12 protein-coding genes are annotated in these 17,548 nt (G+C 59.3%); 7 read left to right on the plus strand and 5 right to left on the minus strand.

From position 1 onward, the window contains the following. Nucleotides 1-76 precede the first annotated feature (76 nt). From dacB to pmrB, 3 genes are read left to right on the plus strand one after another with little or no spacing between them, the layout of a single operon-like run. Nucleotides 77-1,510, plus strand: a complete 1,434-nt coding sequence (gene dacB / locus PZBJ_RS09430; RefSeq protein ID WP_101762256.1) for a serine-type D-Ala-D-Ala carboxypeptidase — start codon at nucleotides 77-79, stop codon at nucleotides 1,508-1,510. Further along, nucleotides 1,510-2,172, plus strand: a complete 663-nt coding sequence (gene pmrA / locus PZBJ_RS09435; RefSeq protein WP_101762257.1) for a two-component system response regulator PmrA — start codon at nucleotides 1,510-1,512, stop codon at nucleotides 2,170-2,172. Before dacB ends, pmrA begins: the two co-directional genes overlap by 1 nt. Further along, nucleotides 2,169-3,230 carry a two-component system sensor histidine kinase PmrB gene (gene pmrB, locus PZBJ_RS09440; RefSeq protein ID WP_101762258.1) on the plus strand — a complete coding sequence of 354 codons (1,062 nt, stop codon included), beginning with the start codon at nucleotides 2,169-2,171 and terminating at the stop codon, nucleotides 3,228-3,230. The genes pmrA and pmrB overlap by 4 nt, the downstream gene beginning before the upstream one ends. Before the next feature lie 6 nt (nucleotides 3,231-3,236). Here pmrB and PZBJ_RS09445 read toward each other — a convergent pair whose 3' ends face one another. Beyond that, entirely contained in the window at nucleotides 3,237-5,507 is a 2,271-nt protein-coding gene (locus tag PZBJ_RS09445; protein WP_101762259.1) for a TonB-dependent siderophore receptor, read from the minus strand. Nucleotides 5,508-5,766: 259 nt separating this feature from the next. Here PZBJ_RS09445 and fes point away from each other — a divergent pair, with 259 nt between their 5' ends. Further along, nucleotides 5,767-6,996, plus strand: coding sequence for an enterochelin esterase (fes, locus tag PZBJ_RS09450; RefSeq protein WP_101762260.1), 1,230 nt, complete (start codon nucleotides 5,767-5,769; stop codon nucleotides 6,994-6,996). Then, complete coding sequence (locus PZBJ_RS09455; RefSeq protein ID WP_101762261.1) at nucleotides 6,981-10,892, plus strand: enterobactin synthase subunit F; 3,912 nt, start codon at nucleotides 6,981-6,983, stop codon at nucleotides 10,890-10,892. Before fes ends, PZBJ_RS09455 begins: the two co-directional genes overlap by 16 nt. A gap of 174 nt (nucleotides 10,893-11,066) precedes the next feature. Here the strand turns inward: PZBJ_RS09455 and PZBJ_RS09460 are convergent, their stop codons facing one another. Genes PZBJ_RS09460 through fepD form a run of 3 tightly spaced genes read right to left on the minus strand, consistent with a single transcriptional unit; the run spans nucleotide 11,067 to nucleotide 13,830 of the window. Beyond that, nucleotides 11,067-11,864 carry an ATP-binding cassette domain-containing protein gene (locus tag PZBJ_RS09460; protein WP_101762262.1) on the minus strand — a complete coding sequence of 266 codons (798 nt, stop codon included), beginning with the start codon at nucleotides 11,862-11,864 and terminating at the stop codon, nucleotides 11,067-11,069. Beyond that, nucleotides 11,861-12,844, minus strand: coding sequence for an iron-enterobactin ABC transporter permease (fepG, locus tag PZBJ_RS09465; protein ID WP_101762263.1), 984 nt, complete (start codon nucleotides 12,842-12,844; stop codon nucleotides 11,861-11,863). The genes PZBJ_RS09460 and fepG overlap by 4 nt, the downstream gene beginning before the upstream one ends. After that, nucleotides 12,841-13,830, minus strand: a complete 990-nt coding sequence (fepD, locus tag PZBJ_RS09470; protein WP_101762264.1) for a Fe(3+)-siderophore ABC transporter permease — start codon at nucleotides 13,828-13,830, stop codon at nucleotides 12,841-12,843. The genes fepG and fepD overlap by 4 nt, the downstream gene beginning before the upstream one ends. A gap of 141 nt (nucleotides 13,831-13,971) precedes the next feature. Between fepD and entS the strand changes: the two genes are divergently transcribed. After that, a complete protein-coding gene (entS, locus tag PZBJ_RS09475) occupies nucleotides 13,972-15,222 on the plus strand; it encodes an enterobactin transporter EntS (protein WP_101762265.1) in 1,251 nt (416 codons plus the stop codon). Here the strand turns inward: entS and fepB are convergent. Beyond that, nucleotides 15,217-16,182 (minus strand): Fe2+-enterobactin ABC transporter substrate-binding protein, encoded by a 966-nt coding sequence (gene fepB, locus PZBJ_RS09480; RefSeq protein WP_101762266.1) that lies wholly within the window; start codon nucleotides 16,180-16,182, stop codon nucleotides 15,217-15,219. The genes entS and fepB overlap by 6 nt on opposite strands. A 176-nt stretch (nucleotides 16,183-16,358) precedes the next feature. Between fepB and PZBJ_RS09485 the strand changes: the two genes are divergently transcribed. Beyond that, on the plus strand, nucleotides 16,359-17,540 hold the full coding sequence (locus PZBJ_RS09485; protein ID WP_101762374.1) for an isochorismate synthase: 1,182 nt from the start codon (nucleotides 16,359-16,361) through the stop codon (nucleotides 17,538-17,540). The last annotated feature ends 8 nt before the right edge of the window (nucleotides 17,541-17,548 follow it).

Here is a 17,548-nt window from a genome sequence, read left to right on the forward strand (position 1 = left end):
CCTGTGGGTCATCGTTTACTTTGCACCGTCCGGGGACGTAGTATTGACGCCCTCACCCGTCAGTTACCGCGAGATTATGCGATTTTCACGACTTGTTACCGGATTAACCTGTGCGTTTATGCTGCAGGCACAAGCAGCTCCCGTTGAAGAATACATGCAGTATTTGCCAGACGGCGCAAACCTGGCGCTGATGGTACAAAAAGTGGGCGCATCCACCCCGATAATCGATTATCACGGCAAACAGATGGCGTTACCGGCCAGCACCATGAAAGTGGTGACAGCGCTGGCGGCTTTATTAGAGCTCGGGCCCGATTTTCGTTTCCAGACCAACATGGAAACCAAAGGTGCGGTCAATGATGGCACCCTGAATGGCGATTTAGTGGCACGATTTGGCGGCGATCCTACGCTGAGCCGCCAGGATCTGCGCAACATGGTCACGGCGCTGAAAAAGCAGGGCATCACCCATATTAAGGGCAATCTGGTGATCGACACCTCGGTGTTCGCCAGCCACGATATGGCGCCAGGCTGGCCGTGGAACGATTTGACGCAGTGCTTCAGTGCGCCACCGGCAGCGGCCATCGTCGATAAAAACTGTTTCTCAGTATCGCTGTATAGCGCCAATACGCCGGGCGAAAACGCCTTTGTGCGTATCGCCTCCTATTATCCGGCCCACATGTTCAGTCAGGTGCGCACCATTGGCCGCAACAGCGGTGACGGACAATATTGCGAGCTGGATGTGGTGCCAGGCGAGCTCAATCGTTACACCTTAACCGGCTGCATGCGTCAACGTTCAGAGCCGCTACCGCTGGCCTTTGCCGTGCAGGATGGTGCTGCGTGGGCCGGTGAGATACTTAAAGCCGAGCTGCGCGCCGCCGATATTGATTACAGCGGTCATCTGGTTCGCCAGGCGCAAGTGACGTCGCCGGGTACCGTGTTGGCTTCAACGCAATCAGCGCCGCTGCACACGCTGCTGCACACTATGCTGAAGAAGTCGGACAACATGATTGCCGACACCGTGTTCCGCACCATCGGCCATCATTACTTCAATGTGCCGGGCACCTTCCGCGCGGGTTCAGATGCGGTACGTCGCATTCTGCGCGAAAAAGCCGGGGTCGATCTGGGCAACAGCATTCAGGTTGATGGTTCCGGACTGTCGCGTCATGACCTGATCGCGCCAGAGACCATGATGCAAGTGCTGCAATACATTGCGAAAAATGATTCGACGCTGAATTACATTTCGATGCTGCCGCTGGCCGGTTACGACGGCACGCTGCAATATCGCGGCGGTCTGCATGAAGCAGGCCTGGATGGCAAAGTCTCGGCGAAAACCGGTTCGCTGCAGGGCGTCTATAATCTGGCAGGATTCATCACCACCTCCAGCGGCGCGCGCGTCGCCTTTGTCCAGTTCCTGTCCGGTTACGCGGTACCGCCGGAAAATCAGAAAACGCGCCGCATTCCGCTGGTACGTTTTGAGAGCCGCCTCTATACGGATATCAACAAGAACAACTGATGAAACTGCTAATCGTTGAAGATGATGCGCTGTTGCAATCGGGCCTTGCGCAGGCGTTAAGCTCGCAAGGCTACGCCATCGACTGCGCCAGTACCGCCGCAGAGAGCAACGCGCTGCTGCGTAGCGGTCAGTACAGCCTGATCGTGCTCGATCTCGGCTTGCCGGATCGCGATGGCGCATCACTGCTGCGACAATGGCGACGTGACGGCATTGCGGTGCCGGTACTGATCCTCACGGCGCGCGATGCGCTGGAGGATCGCGTTGATGGTCTGGATGCCGGCGCTGACGATTATCTGGTGAAGCCGTTTGCGTTGGTTGAACTGCAGGCACGCGTGCGGGCGCTGATCCGCCGTTATCAGGGCCACAGCGACAACCTGCTGCAACAGGGCGATCTGACGCTCAATCTCAGTTCACAACAGGTTTTGCTTGAAGATCAGCCGCTGGAGATCACGCCCAAAGAGTTCGCACTGCTCACCCGCTTACTGATGCGCGTGGGGCAAAACGTACACCGCGAAACGCTGCAACAGGATCTCTACAGCTGGAATGACGATCCCGGCTCCAACACTCTCGAAGTTCACATCCACAATTTGCGTCGCAAGCTCGGAAAAGATCGCATCAAAACCGTGCGCGGCGTCGGTTACCGTCTGGAAATCCGCGAATGAACAGCATGCGTCAGCGGTTATTGATTATGCTGGCGCTGATTCTCCTCACCTGTCAGGTGATGAGCGCCATCTGGCTGTGGCATGAAAGCCGCGAGCAGATCAGTTTTTTAGTCAACGAAACGCTCTCTGCGCAGGCGCGTAACGATCGGGTAGAAAACGAGATCCGTGAAGCCATTGCCTCGTTGCTGCTGCCTTCCTTAGTCATGGTCGCCCTCACCTTGCTGCTGTCGTTTTGGGCGATTAACTGGATTATTCGTCCGCTGAAATCGCTGCAGGACAGCCTTGCGCATCGTTCAGCGGATAATCTGACACCGTTGCCGATCTACTCCGAAATGGATGAGATCGTGGCGGTAACCACCTCGATCAACCAACTGTTTTCACGCCTTGATCACACGTTGCAGCAGGAACGCCTGTTCACTGCCGATGCGGCGCACGAGCTGCGCACGCCGCTGGCCGGATTGCGCCTGCATCTCGAGCTGCTCCACCAGCAGAACGTGCCGCAGAGCGAGATGCTAATTGAACGTATCGATCAGTTGATGCACACCGTGGAACAGCTGTTGATGTTATCGCGCGCCGGGCAAGCGCTGGCGGGCGGTCACTATCAGCAGTTGCAGTGGCAACAGGACATCATGCAGCCGCTGGAGCCAGAAATGACCGAGCTGTATCAACAGCGTCAGCAAATCCTGCACTGGCCGCAGAACGACGATGTGCCGCAGCAAGGTGAAGCGGTACTGCTGCGCCTGATGCTGCGCAATCTGCTGGAAAACGCCTCGCGCTACAGCCCGGAAGGCAGCGAAGTCGCGGTGAAGATGCAGCAGGACCAGCAGCAGGTGATCATTGAAGTGTGGGATCAAGGCCCGGGTATTGAAGCCGCCGCCGCGGAAGAACTGACGCAGGCGTTTCGTCGTCGCGATCAGCGTTATGGCGGCAGCGGTTTGGGTTTGAATATCGTGCTGCGCATCGTGCAGATGCATCGCGGCAGGCTGGAGCTGGTGAACCGTGAAGATCGCAGCGGGCTGATTGCCCGCTGCTATTTACCGCATCAACTGATTGGCTAAGCGCCGTTAGAAGTGGGTATTCAGGCTCATAAAGTAAGTACGACCAGATTCGTTGTAGGTATTCGCACCCGCTCCATACAGATAAGAGTTGGTGTTGGCGTTACCGGTGGTTTGCGCATTACCTTCGCGATAGTGACGTTTATCGAACAGGTTATCGATGCCCACCGTGACGCTGGCATACTTGTTGATATCGTAGGTACCGCTCATACCGATAATTGAGTAAGGACTCACTTTATCCGTTGCGCTGCCGGTCGAAAGATTCCCTTTGTAATCATACTTCTTCGGCGTCTGCGTGCCGTACCAGGTCAGCGTGGTTTGCAGCGACAGATCCTGCGTCGCCTGCCAGCTCAGCGTCGAATTCAGCGTGTATTCCGGAATCACCGATAAACGATCGCCGGTCTCTTTGTTCTTACTCTGCAGCATATAGGTGAAGTTGTTATTCCACATCACGCTGTCGGAGAACGGCACGTTGACGGTGCCTTCCAGCCCTTCCACCACCGCTTTCGGTACGTTTTCCCACTTATAAATATCTGTGGTGCCATTGGATGCTTTGCTCACAGGCGAGTAACCGGCTTCGATCTTGTTGCGATAATCGTTGCGGAACCAGGTTAAACCGGCCTGATAACCTTCGTGTTTCCACTCCAGACCAATCTCTTTGTTGATGCTGTTTTCCGCTTTCAGGTCGCTGTTACCCTGCAGATAACAGGCGCCGGTGCTGGCCGCACAACCCTGACCGTTGCTGTACAACAAGTAGTTCGGGTTGGTCTGATACAGGCTCGGCGCTTTATAGGCGCGACCAATCCCCATCTTCAGCGTGAAGTCATCGCCCAAACCTTGTGACAGGTTGAGCGACGGGCTCCAGTTATTGCCAACAATCGAGTGATGATCAAAACGCAGGCTTGGCGTCAGCATGGTGCTGTCGGTCAGCTCCATGTTGTCTTCCGCAAACAGCGAGAAAATCTCTGCCTGGGAATACGGGCTGCGACCGCTGTTATCGATGCCCGGCACCGCACCGTAGCTCGCCGCCTGCGTGTTGGAAGAGCCATCTTTCATGCGCTGCTGGTTCCATTCGGTACCCAGCGTCGCCGTTTGGTTAAACAGCAGCTCAAACGGAATGCTGACTTCGCTATGCAGCAGCACGTCATCCAGCTGAATGGTGTTGAAACCGCTGTTAGAGAAGATGCCTTCGGTGCCGCCGGCCAAACCTTCATTGATGCGCGAGTTGCGGGTTTTCTCGTAGCGCGCGTAGGTATTGGTGCTGACGCCGTTGTCCCATGCGCCGGTCCATTTTAATGAGACGTTCTGGCGATACAGGCGGTTAGTTTCATCACCGTACAGGCTTTTCACCAGCGCGCTGGTGTTGGTGTTCTGCGTATCACCCGCATACAGGTTGCCCTGACGGCTGTAACCGGCCTGCAGCTCCAGCGTCTGCATCGGTGCAAACGCCCAGCTCAGCAAGGCATTGATATCTTTATTAACCGAACCTTCACGACCCGCCGGATAGCTGCCCGCATAGCTGCCGGTGCGCGCCGCCGCATGCCCTTCGTTGATGTCATAGGCATCGGCCTGGGTTTTGGCTAAACCACCGTACAAACGGAAGTTGAAATCATCGCCCAGCGGCCCTTCCAGACTGAAGTTAGTGCGCTTAGTGGCGCCTTCCGCTTTATGTTCCGGCACGTTGTAATAGGTGTTCCAGGAACCGTGCCACTGCTGATCGGTCTGTTTTTTGGTGATGATATTCACCACACCGCCCGCCGCGCCGTTACCGTAACGCACCGCCGCCGGTCCGCGAATCACGTCGATGTGATCGATCATCTCCGGCGGCACCCAGTTGGTGTCGCCACGCGTATCACGCTCGCCACGCCAGCCAAGGCGCACCGAGTTGCGGCTGGTGATCGGCATGCCGTCCACCATGATCAGGGTGTTTTCCGGGCCCATACCGCGAATGTCGATCTGGCGATTGTTGCCGCGCTGGCCGCTGGTGGAGTTGCCGGTCAGGTTAACGCCGGGCATGGTACGGATAATTTCAGACACATCACGCGCAGGCGGATGTTTTTTGATTTCGTCGGCAGTAATGGTTGAGACGCCCGGCGCTTGCAGGTTCTGCTGCTGCGCGGTGACCATCAAGGTGCCGCCGTCCATTGATTGTGCGTCAGTCGTGCTGGCTGAGGTTTTGCTGGAGGAAGTCTCTGCTGCCCAGGCGCCGCTGGAAAGCAGTGAGGCGCTGAGCCCCATTTCAATCAGAATGGCTAACGATAACCGTGAGTAATTTTTCATTTTATACGTTCCTGGATGGCCAGCAAAAAGCCGTTGGATGCTTAACTGGCGAGCCGGTGAGAAGATCCCTGTCCATATCGCGCCCAGTTCCAGACCCTTCAAACCATCCGTAGCGCAACCTTACCGAACGGTAAGCCTCTGGCGGAACAGGCGTGCTCATTTTTGAGCGCAGTCACCCTATTGCAAATGCAAATTATTATCAATAGTATTATTCATCAGGCTTATGTAAATCTCCGCGTAAACACCGACTGGCAGCCCTATGACCTGGCGAAATGATGTAACCGGCAGTGCGGCCTGGTGGCAGGCGCAACAATCCCAAGGCATTCCCCGCATTGAGTTAGCAGACGATGGCCAATGTCAGGTCACCTTCTTCTGGCGTGACCCGCAAGGCGACGAGACGCAATCGTCGACCCAGCGCGTGTGGATTAACATTACCGGCGTGACCGATCACCACCAGCGCCGCCCGCCGCAGTCGTTAATGCGTGTGGCGGGCACCAACGTCTGGTATTGGCAGACCTCGCTGCCCGCCAACTGGCGCGGCAGTTACTGTTTGATGCCCGATGAACAGGCCACGGACTTCACTGGCGTTGCCGACATGTCCACGCTGCGCAACTGGTGGCGCGACAAATTCCCGACGGCGCAGGCCGATCCTTTGAACAGCTTACGTGGCTGGTCCGGTGGTCGCGGCATGGGCGTCTCGCCGCTGCATCTGCCTCACGCGCCCGATCAACAGCTGTGGCAAGCGGTGGATAACGGCACAGCGCCAACCATTGAACTGCAACAGCAACAATGGGATAGCGCGCTATTAGGCAACAGCCGCAAGGTGTGGATTTACACCACCGGCGGAGCCAATCCCGCACAGCGTCCGCTGGCCATCATGCTTGACGGGCAATTCTGGGCGCACAGCATGCCGATTGCCGGACCGCTGCAGCAGCTCACTGATGCCGGTTCTTTGCCGCCAGCGGTGTATCTGTTTATCGACATCATTGACCGCGAACACCGCAGCCGCGAGCTGCCGTGTAACGCGCAGTTTTGGCAAGCCATTCAGCAAGAACTGTTACCGCAAGTTGCACAATCAACGCCTTATCGCCAGCAGGCGGACAGTACCATCGTCGCCGGACAAAGCTTTGGCGGCCTGGCGTCGGTGTTTGCCGCGCTGCACTGGCCGGAAATCTTTGGCAACGCGCTCAGCTTATCGGGCTCCTTCTGGTGGCCGGAACGCGGCAATCCGCACGGCTGGCTGCTGCAGGCGCTGGATAACGGTCTTGCACCGCGTCAACCGCTGCGTTTCTGGCTCGAAGCGGGCAAGCGCGAAGGCTTGATTCTGCAAGCTAATCAACAACTTCAACAGCAGCTTAGCGCTGCCGGCTATCAGGTGAATTACCTGCCGGTGGAAGGTGGCCATGACGCGCTCTGTTGGCGCGGCGGCCTGCTGAATGGCCTGCAAGCGCTGTGGAGCAAACCGGAGCATCCATGTCCGAATCCCTGATGAATAAGCCTATGACCGACCAACAAACCTTGCCGTTAGTCGCGGCACAGCCCGGCATCTGGATTGCCGATCAGCTGTCACCTCACCACAATGCTTACGCGGTGGCGCATTTTGTCGAACTGCGCGGTGAGATTGATAGCGCCCTGTTGGCGCAGGCGATCGTTGCGGGCATGCAGGAAGCCGATACGCTGAATATGGCCTTTGGTGAGGTGGAAGGCGAAGCCTTGCAGTGGCCGCAGCCACACGCCTTTAGCCTGCCGCAGATTGTCGATTTGCGCGCGGAGGCCGATGCACCCGCCAAAGCGCGCGCGCTGATGCGTGACGATATGAATGGCGATCTGCGTGTATTGAGCGGCGCAAAGCTGTGGCATCACCGCCTGTTCCGTCTCGACGATCAGCATTGGTTTTGGTATCAGCGCTATCATCATTTGGTGGTGGATGGCTTCAGCTTTACCGCGCTGACGCGCCGCATCGCCAATCTATACAGCGCGGCTGTACGCCAGCAAGCCGCTGAACCGACGCCGTTTATTCCGTTTAGCGAAGTGGTGGACGAGTATCAGCGCTACCGCGAATCCTCCTCTTTTGCGCGTGACAGCCAGTTCTGGCGCGAAAAAGGGGCGGCGCTGCCCTCACCGGCTTCGCTCTCGCCGCTGCCGCTCGCCGGTCAACACGCCAGCACCGATCTGCTGCGCCACAGCGTTACGCTGGATCGCAGCACCTTCCAGAGGCTGGTGCAGCAGCATCCGCACGCCAGCGCGGCCGATCTCGCCTTTGCGCTGGTGGCGCTGTGGCTGGCGCGTCTCAGCGGGCAAAACGACTTTGCCGCTGGCTTCATCTTTATGCGCCGCATCGGCTCGGCTGCTTTGTGCGCCACCGGTCCGGTAATCAACGTATTGCCGATGGCAATCCATTACGATCCCGCGCAGCCGATCGGCGCGCTCGCCGCCCAGCTGGCGGGCGAAGTGAAAAAGATGCGTCGTCATCAACGCTATGACGCCGAACAGGTGCAGCGCGATCTCGGCCGCCTCGGCGATGGCGATCCGCTGTACGGTCCAGTGATCAACCTGAAGATGTTTGATTACCAGCTCGATTTCGCTGGCGTGGAAGGCATCACCCATCAACTGGCGTCCGGGCCGGTGCGCGATCTGGAGATCGCCATTTACATCAGCGAGCACGGTGAACTGACGCTGGAGCTGCTGGCCAATGCCGAACGCTACAGCGAACAAACTTTGCAGCGTCATGCCAGCCGCTTTGCCCTGCTGCTCGATCAGCTGGCGCAACAGCCGCAGCAGCCGTGCGGCGAACTCGATCTGCTCACTGCCGAAGAGCATGCGCAGATTGCCGCGATCAACCAAACCGCCTATCCGCTGCCAGCAGAAACGCTGGCGTCACTGTTAGCGCAGCAGGCGGCACGCACCCCCGATGCACCGGCGCTAGCCGATGCGCAGCATCAGCTTAGCTATCGCGCGATGCAACAGCAGGTGTTTGCGCTGGCCGCCGATCTCAGCGCCGCCGGCGTGCAGCGTGGCGATATTGTCGCCGTGGCGCTGCCGCGTTCAGTGCAGCTATCCCTGGCGCTACAGGCGATTGTTTCGCTCGGCGCTGCCTATTTGCCGCTCGATACAGGTTATCCGGATGACCGCTTACAGCTGATGCTGGAAGACGCCGCGCCAAAAACGCTGATCACCTGCGCAGCGCTCAGCGCGCGCTTCAGCGCCATCGCGTCGGTCAATCAGCTGCATTTTGATGTGCTGTATCACAATGCCCATGCACCGCAGCCGGCCAGCGCGCCGACGCCGCAGGATGGCGCCTATATCATTTACACCTCAGGTTCGACCGGTCGCCCTAAAGGCGTGCTGGTGGGGCATGAAGCCATCGTCAATCGCCTGTTGTGGATGCAGGATCGCTATCCGCTGCAAGCCGATGACGTGGTGCTGCAAAAAACGCCGAGCAGCTTCGACGTTTCGGTGTGGGAATTCTTCTGGCCGCTGCTGGTCGGTGCGCAGTTGGTGATGGCACCGCCAGAAGCCCATCGCGACCCGGAAGCGCTGCAGCAGCTGTTTGCCCGCTACCAAGTCACCACCACGCATTTCGTCCCCTCAATGCTGGCGGCCTTTGTCGCGGCGCTGGATGATCAACCGGCAATTGCCTGCTGCGCCAGCCTGCGTAACGTGTTCTGCAGCGGTGAAGCGCTGCCGACGGATTTATCGCGCGAGTGGGAAAAACTGACGCGCGTGCCGCTGCACAATCTGTATGGCCCAACCGAAGCGGCGGTGGATGTCAGCTGGTATCCGGCGTTTGGTGCTGCCCTGGCCGCCGTCGAAGGTGCCAGCGTGCCGATTGGTTTCCCTGTGTGGAATACCGGCCTGCGCATCCTTGATGCCCGCATGCAGCCGGTGCCGCCGGGCGTGGCGGGCGATCTCTACTTAACCGGCGTGCAGCTGGCGCATGGCTATCTCGGCCGTCCCGATCTCACCGCCAGCCGCTTTATCGCCGATCCTTTCATGCCCGGCGAGCGCATGTATCTCACCGGCGACGTGGCGCGCTGGCTGGATAACGGCGCGGTGGAATATCTCGGTCGCAGCGATGATCAGCTGAAAATTCGCGGTCAGCGTATCGAACTAAATGAGATCGATCATGTGCTCAGCGCGCAGCCCGGCATTGAGCAGGCGGTCACAAACGCGGTGGTGCTTGGCGGCACGGCAGCGCAAGGTGATGCGCGTCAGCTGGTCGGCTACGTGATTGCCGGGCAGCCGGTTGATCGCGACGCGCTGCGTCAGGCGCTGGCGCAACGCTTGCCCGCGCATATGGTGCCGGTAGCCATTGTGCAGCTCGATGCCTTCCCGCTCAGCAGCAATGGCAAGCTGGATCGCAAAGCGCTGCCGTTGCCCGCATCCGCCAGCGCCCACACGGGACGGGCACCGCACGCTGGGCTGGAAACCACGCTGGCAAACGCTTTCTGTCAGCTGCTGGCGCGCGAGGAAATCAGCGCGCAGGATGACTTTTTCGCCCTCGGCGGCCATTCGCTGCTGGCGATGCGCTTGGCGGCGCAGCTGCGCCGTGAGCTGCAACAGCCGGTGTCGGTGGGACAAATCATGGTGGCCTCCACGGTGGAGAAGCTGGCAACGCTGCTCAGTGATACGCAATCCCATCAGCAAGCCGGTTTCGAAGCGGTGCTGCCGCTGCGTCAGGGCAACGGACCAACGCTGTTCTGCTTCCATCCGGCGTCAGGGTTTGCCTGGCAATTCAGCATCCTGCAGCGTTATCTCGATGCGCGCTGGTCGCTGGTCGGCATTCAGTCGCCGGATATCAGTAGCCCGCTGAACCAAAGCGCGCATCTGGATGACGTGTGCGACGCCCATCTGCAAACCCTGCGCGACGTGCAGCCGCACGGACCTTACTATTTCCTCGGCTATTCGCTTGGCGGCACCCTGGCGCAAGGCATTGCGGCCCGGCTGGAAGCAGCCGGTGAAGAGGTGGCGTTCCTCGGCCTGCTGGATACCTGGCCACCAGAAACGCAAAACTGGGATGAGAAACGCGGCGAGAACGTGCTGGATCCGGCGGTGCTGGAAGAGGTGAACCGCGAGCGCGAGCAGTTTATCGCCGCGCAGCGCCATCAGGCCGGTGAAGAGATGCGTGCGATGTTCGATACCATCGAGGCCAACTACGCCAGTTCGGTGCGCCTGCTGGCAACCGCACGCAGCGCGCGTTTCAACGGTCGCGCCACGCTGTTCCTCGCCGAACAGACGCAGCAGCCAGGACAAGATGCGCGCCGCGCCTGGGCGCCGTATATCGGTGAACTGGAAGTGTGGCCGATGGATTGCGCCCACGTGGAGATCATTTCACCGCAGATGTTTGAACAGATTGGGCCGTTGTTGCAGCGGTTGTTGCAATAGCGATCTTTCCCTCACCCTAACCCTCTCCCGCAAGCGGGAGAGGGAACAATCAGGAGCCGCTGGCGGGAGAGGGAATGTTTAGGTGTGGTAAGGGGGTAACATACAAGCTGGGTCGGCCCCTTCTCCCGCAAGCGGGAGAAGGCTGGGATGAGGGCCCGCGCGCACCGTGTTTAATTATCCCCCGCGCCCCAGCGGCACAATCATTGGCGTATGCGCCACCGGATCGTCCACAATCACGCAGCGCAAGCCATACACCTGCTCGATCAACGCGGGCGTCACAATCTCCGACGGCTTCCCTTCGGCGACAATCCTGCCGTCACGCATCGCAATCAAATGCGTGGCATAGCGACAAGCGTGATTAAGATCGTGCAGCACCACCACCAGCGTTCGCCCATGCTGTTGATTCAGCTCCTGCATCAATTCCAGCAGCTCAATTTGATGGGTGATATCCAGCCAGGTGGTCGGTTCATCCAGCAGCAGCAGCGGCGTTTCCTGCGCCAGCACCATGGCAATCCACACGCGCTGACGCTGACCGCCCGATAACGTATCCACCGACTGCTGGGCCAAATCGGCCACGCCGGTGGCGCGCATCGCGTTCTGCACCGCCACTTCATCTTCCGCACGCCAGCGTCCAAACAGCGCCTGATGCGGATAACGTCCGCGCGCCACCAGCTCGGTGACGCTGATGCCCGCCGGCGCGTTGGAACTTTGCGGCAGCAAACCCAAACTCCTCGCCACTTCTTTGGTGGGATAGCTGGCAATGGCCGCGCCATCCAGCAACACCTCACCTTTTAACGGCGTATGCAAGCGACTCAACGTGCGCAGCAGCGTCGATTTTCCGCAGGCGTTAGGGCCGATAATCACCGTCAGCTCACCTTGCGGAATCGTCACTGACAGATTCTCTGCCACCACCTTTTTGTCATAGCCCAGCGTCAGGCTATCGCCGCGCAGACGTGAAGGGATATCGGTCATTGGCGTCGCGCCTCCCGCACCAGTAAAGCAATCAGATAAAGTCCACCGAGAATGACGGTTATCACGCCAACCGGTAATTGATATGGCAGGAACAGATGCTGTGCGGCGAAGTCTGCAGCAATCAATAACAGCGCACCGCACAGCGCCGCCAGCGGCAAGGCACCTTTAACGCCGCCGCCAAGACGACGGGCAATCTGCGGCGCCAGCAGCGCGACAAACGAAATCGGCCCGACCAGCGCGGTTGACGCCGCCGTGAGCACCACGCCAATCAGCATCAGCCACATGCGGCTGCGCTCCACCGGCACGCCAAGCGCGCAGGCGGTATCGTCGCCCATCTCTAGCAAACGCATCCGCCGCGCCAGCAGCGCCATCAACAGTAACGCCAGCAGCAGCACCGCAATCACTGGCGGCGTTTTTGCCCAGGTAATGCCGTTGAGCGATCCGGCGCTCCACAAGCCCGCACTCAGCGCCGACTCCAGCGAGGCGCTGATAATCAGCCAGGAATTCAACGCCATCAGCAGCGCGCGCACGCTGATGCCGACGATAATCAGGCGGAAGGTCTCTACGCCGTTGCGCCAGGCAAACAGATAGACCAGCGCCGCCGTGGCGATGCCGCCAATCAACGCTGCGCCGGTCATCGCCGTGACGCTTTGATTAAATAGCACCAGCGCCACCAGCACGCCGCTGTAAGCGCCGGTGTTGAAACCGAGAATGTCCGGGCTGCCAAGCGGATTACGCAGCAGCGACTGGAAAATCGCGCCGCTGATGCCTAACGCCGCACCAATCAGCAGCGCCATTAGCACGCGCGGCAAGCGCCATTCCAGCACGATCAGTTTGACGTTGCTGGCGCCCTGCCCGAGCAGAATTTGCCAGATTTGATCACTGCTGATCTGCAATGCACCGCGCGTCATCGCCAGATAAGCCAGCAGAGCGCAGGCGCACAGCAGCCAAAGCGTATGTAACCCGACACGACGCGTCATAGTGCACCCCGGCCCAATTTACGGCGCACCAGCACAATCAGCATCGGCGCACCGAGCATCGCCGTGACGATGGAAACCCGCAGCTCACCCGCCACCAGCAGGCGGCCAAGGATATCGGCGGCGAGCAGCAAAATCGGCGTGATCAGCGCGGTCGCAGGCAGCATCCAGCGGTGATCGTTGCCCACCAGCCAGCGGGCAAAGTGCGGCGTCATTAAACCGACAAAGGCAATCGGGCCCACCGCCGCGGTGGCTGCGCCGCACAGCAGCGCAATCGCCAGCAGGCCCAGCAGTTGGGTGCGCGCCACCCGCGTGCCGAGCGCGGTCGCCATGTCGCCGCCCATACTCAAACTGTTCAGCGCCTGCGATAGCGCAATGGCGACCACACTGCCGAGCAGCACCGCCGGGAACAGCGTGCGCAGCGTAGTGAAATTGCGAATATCCAGCGAGCCGCTGTGCCAGAAGCGCAGATGATCGTAAATATCGGGATTGAGCAGCGACAGGCCAGAGGTTAATCCTTCCAGCACCGCGCCCAGCGCCACGCCGGCCAGCGTCAGACGCACCGGATTGACGCGTCCGCCGCCAATCGCGCCGGTCATCGCCACCAGCACGGACGCCAGCAGCGCGCCGCCAAAGGCGAAGCCGAGCCAATCCACCGGCGAGTCAGCACCGAACAGCGCAATGCCAATTACCACCGCGAAACCTGCTCCGGCGTTGACGCCAAGAATGCCGGGATCGGCCAGCGGATTGCGCGTCAGGCTCTGCATCAACGCACCAGCGAGGCCGAGCGCCACGCCCGCCAGCAAACCGGCCAGCGTACGCGGCAGGCGCGCATCACGCACAATGACGCACTCCGCGCTGTGACAGGAGGTGGTAAGCGAATGATAAACATCGGGAAGCGGTATTGATTTTGCCCCCAGCATTAAGCTGAGCGCAATGAGGAGCAAGAGCAGAATCCCTGAGCCTGCTAATGCACGAATCTGGCGCATAGCGTTCTAAACCTTCACTGTTCAACGTCGTCGCATGCGCGATGTAACTTGATAATGGTTATCGTTATTACTCGCGTTTAGCTATGTTACCATGACTCGCCTCGCGGACGATGAGGAAAATTGGTGCAATAAGGCGAACACATGAACAAATCTTCCCACTTTATCGATCTCTCGCTGCTGAAAACCCATCCGGCTTTTCGCGCGGTGTTTATCGCGCGTTTTATCTCGATTGTCGCGCTCGGCATGCTCGCCGTGGCGGTGCCGGTGCAGATTCAGCACATGACCCATTCACCGCTGCTGGTGGGATTAGCGGTGACACTGGCCGCTGCGGGCATGTTTATCGGCCTGCTCACCGGCGGCGTTTTGGCGGATCGCCATGAACGCAAAAAGCTGATTTTGTTTGCCCGATCCACCTGCGGCTTAGGTTTTATCGCGCTGGCCATTAACGCCGCGCTGCCAGAACCCTCTCTGATCGCGGTTTATCTGCTGGGTTTCTGGGATGGTTTTTTCGGCGCGATTGGCGTCACCGCGCTGCTGGCGGCGACGCCCGCGCTGGTCGGTAGGGAAAACATTATGCAGGCGGGCGCTATCACCATGTTGACGGTGCGCTTCGGCTCCATTTTATCGCCGGCGATTGCTGGTCTGGTGATTGCTCACGGCGGCGTGACGTGGAACTACGCACTCGCTGCCTTTGGCACCTTACTTACCGTGTTAACGCTGCTGAAATTGCCCACTTTGCCGCCGCCGCCACAACCGCGTGAACATCCGCTGAAATCCCTCGCCGCTGGCGTGCAGTTTCTTTTCGCCAGCCCGATTGTCGGCATGGTGGCGCTGATTGGCGCATTAGTCACGCTGGCCAGCGCGGTGCGCGTGCTCTATCCGTCGCTCGCGCCGCATTGGTCTGTGAGCGCTGACCAGCTTGGCCTGATGTATGCCGCCGTGCCGCTCGGCGCAGCTATCGGCGCGTTCACCAGCGGTAAACTGAAACACGCCGCGCGTCCCGGACAGCTGGTGCTCGGCAGTGCGATTGCAGCATTTGTCGCGCTGGGTTTGTTTAGCCTGATGCCGAACCTGCCGCTGGCGTTAGCCGGTTTAGTCGCTTTCGGTTACTTCAGCGCCATCAACAGCCTGGTGCAGTACGCGATGATTCAGGCATTAACGCCAGATCATCTGTTAGGCCGCATCAACGGCTTGTGGACCGCGCAGAACGTGACCGGCGATGCGATTGGTGCGGCGGTGATTGGTGCGATGGGTTCATGGTTGCTGCCACCGCAGGCCGCCGCGGTATTTGGCTTTACGGCGGCGCTGCTCGGCATCGTGATGTGGTGGGTGATGGGCCGTTTACGTCGTTACCATCCGCCAGCACCGGAGCTGACGGAACAGGCATCATGATTTAACGAACAGCTTCTCCAGACGCGCCAGCAGATTGCTGGCGCTGTAGTAATCAAGGCGGAAGGAATCGACGCCCAGCTCGTAAACCTGCTTGCCCTGCACCGCCGCGTTTTGTGCAAGGAACGGATTGTTCAGCACCGATTGCGTGGTTTTATCGTCAGCGGCGAACAGCAGGAAGGTTTTACCGGTCAGGCCGCTGGCAACGTTTTCGCCCGACAGCTGAATGATGTCTTTGCGCTGTCCCATGCTGTGTCCCTGCTCAACCGTCGCCGGTGGCGTTGCCAGGGTGAAGCCAAGTTGTTCCAGCAGCTTGCCCTGCGCCGAAGCCGCGGTCCACACATTGACTGCGCGTCCGCCGCCGTTCCATACCATGGCGGAGACCGGCTGCGGTGGCAGCGTGATGGCTTTTTTCAGCGCCGCTTCACGATCGTCGAAAGCTTTAATGCGCTGCGCCGCCTGCGCTTCATGCCCGGTCGCCTGGCCTAACTGCGTGACGACATCCTGCCAGCTTTTGTCGTCGTAATTGACCACCAGCGTCGGTGCAATAGCCGAAAACTGTTCGGCGAGCTTGATGGCAGAATCGTTGCCGGTGGCGCTGACGATAATCAGATCCGGCGCTTGCGCGGCAACCGCTTCGGCATTCGGTTCACCGATGTACAGACGTTGAAGATGTTGCTTTTTGGCAACATCGCTCCACTGGCGGAAGAAACCCTGATCGTCGGCCAGGCGACTGTTCGGCGCAGTTGCGCCGGAAGCAATCACCGGCGCATCAATGGCCAGCAGCGATCCGGTCAGCGTGACGCTGGTCGAGACAATGCGCTGCGGCGCGTGATTGAGCGTAATCGCTCTGTTGGCACCCTGAACGGTGCGCGGCCAACCCTGTTCGGCATGAGCGACGCTGGTGAAAATCTGGAAAATACCTATAAGGGCTGCAATGCCCCAAAAACCGCATTTATTCATAAGTTTTGGTCCACTTTTTAGCATATTGCCCTGCTGAGCGTCAGCGCCTGATTACGGCTAAACGCAGCTGAAATCCCGCGAATGGATTGACACTTTTGCCCAATCGACGTAGGTTACAGGCCCATAATAAAAATGATAATCATTCTTAATAATCTTATCATTTATAGGTGAAAATTATGGTGGAATCTTCCACGTTTGAAAATGCCTGGCTGAAGGATTATTCCGCGCTAAGCCGTGGTTTCCTCTTTACCTCGCCGTGGCGTAGTTTGGCAACGCAAGGATGCTATACCACCGTTACCGCGCCGGTAGATGACGCCGCGTCGCTGGACGGTGATTTCCAACAACAGTTACGTCAGCATTTTGCCGCGGCGAAAAAACAGGGCATCGACAATCCGATTCTGGTCGGGGCGATCCCGTTTGACGTCAGCCAGCCCGCCGCGCTGTTTATTCCTGAATCCTATCAGACGTTTAATCGCGCTGACCTGCAAAACGCGTTGCCGGAAAACGTCAGCGATCTGCCGCAGGTGCGACGTCGCACCGCAGTGCCGGATCACGATGTGTTTACCACGATGGTGGCAGATGCGGTGGCGGCCACGCAGCGCGGCGATCTGGATAAAGTGGTGCTGTCGCGTCTGATGGATATCGTTACCGAACAGCCGGTTGATACCGCAGCGCTGATGCAGCGCGTGATTGCGCAGAACCCCAACAGCTACCATTTCCATCTGCCGCTGCCGCAAGGCGGTGCGCTGATTGGTGCCAGTCCGGAGCTGATGCTGCGCAAACAGGGGCGCGATTTTAGCTCTTGTCCGCTGGCGGGCTCAGCGCGGCGCAATCACGACGATGCCCAGCAGGATCGTGCCGCTGGCGATAAGCTGATGGATTCCGGCAAAGATCGTCATGAGCACAAACTGGTGACCGACGCGATGCGCGACACCTTGCAGCCGCGCAGCCGTTTGCTGTCGGTGCCGACCATTCCGTCGCTGATTACCACCGCCACGCTGTGGCATCTCGCCACGCAAATCGACGGCGAAGTGCAGGATGAGCGCGAAAATGCGCTGTCGCTGGCCTGCCTGCTGCACCCGACGCCTGCGTTGAGCGGTTTCCCCCATCAGCGCGCGCAGCAGCTTATTCAGCAGCTGGAACCTTTTGATCGCCAACTGTTTGGCGGCATCGTCGGCTGGTGCGATAGCCAGGGCAATGGCGAATGGGTGGTCACCATCCGCTGCGGCACCGTGCATGGCACGCGGGTGCGCCTGTTTGCCGGTGCGGGCATCGTGGCCGACTCCCAACCCGAATCAGAATGGCGTGAAACCGGCGTGAAGCTGGACACCATGTTGCGCGCCTTTGGACTGCAATAAAGGAAAGA

This window comes from Pantoea endophytica, assembly GCF_002858935.1.
Lineage (GTDB): Bacteria > Pseudomonadota > Gammaproteobacteria > Enterobacterales > Enterobacteriaceae > Pantoea > Pantoea leporis.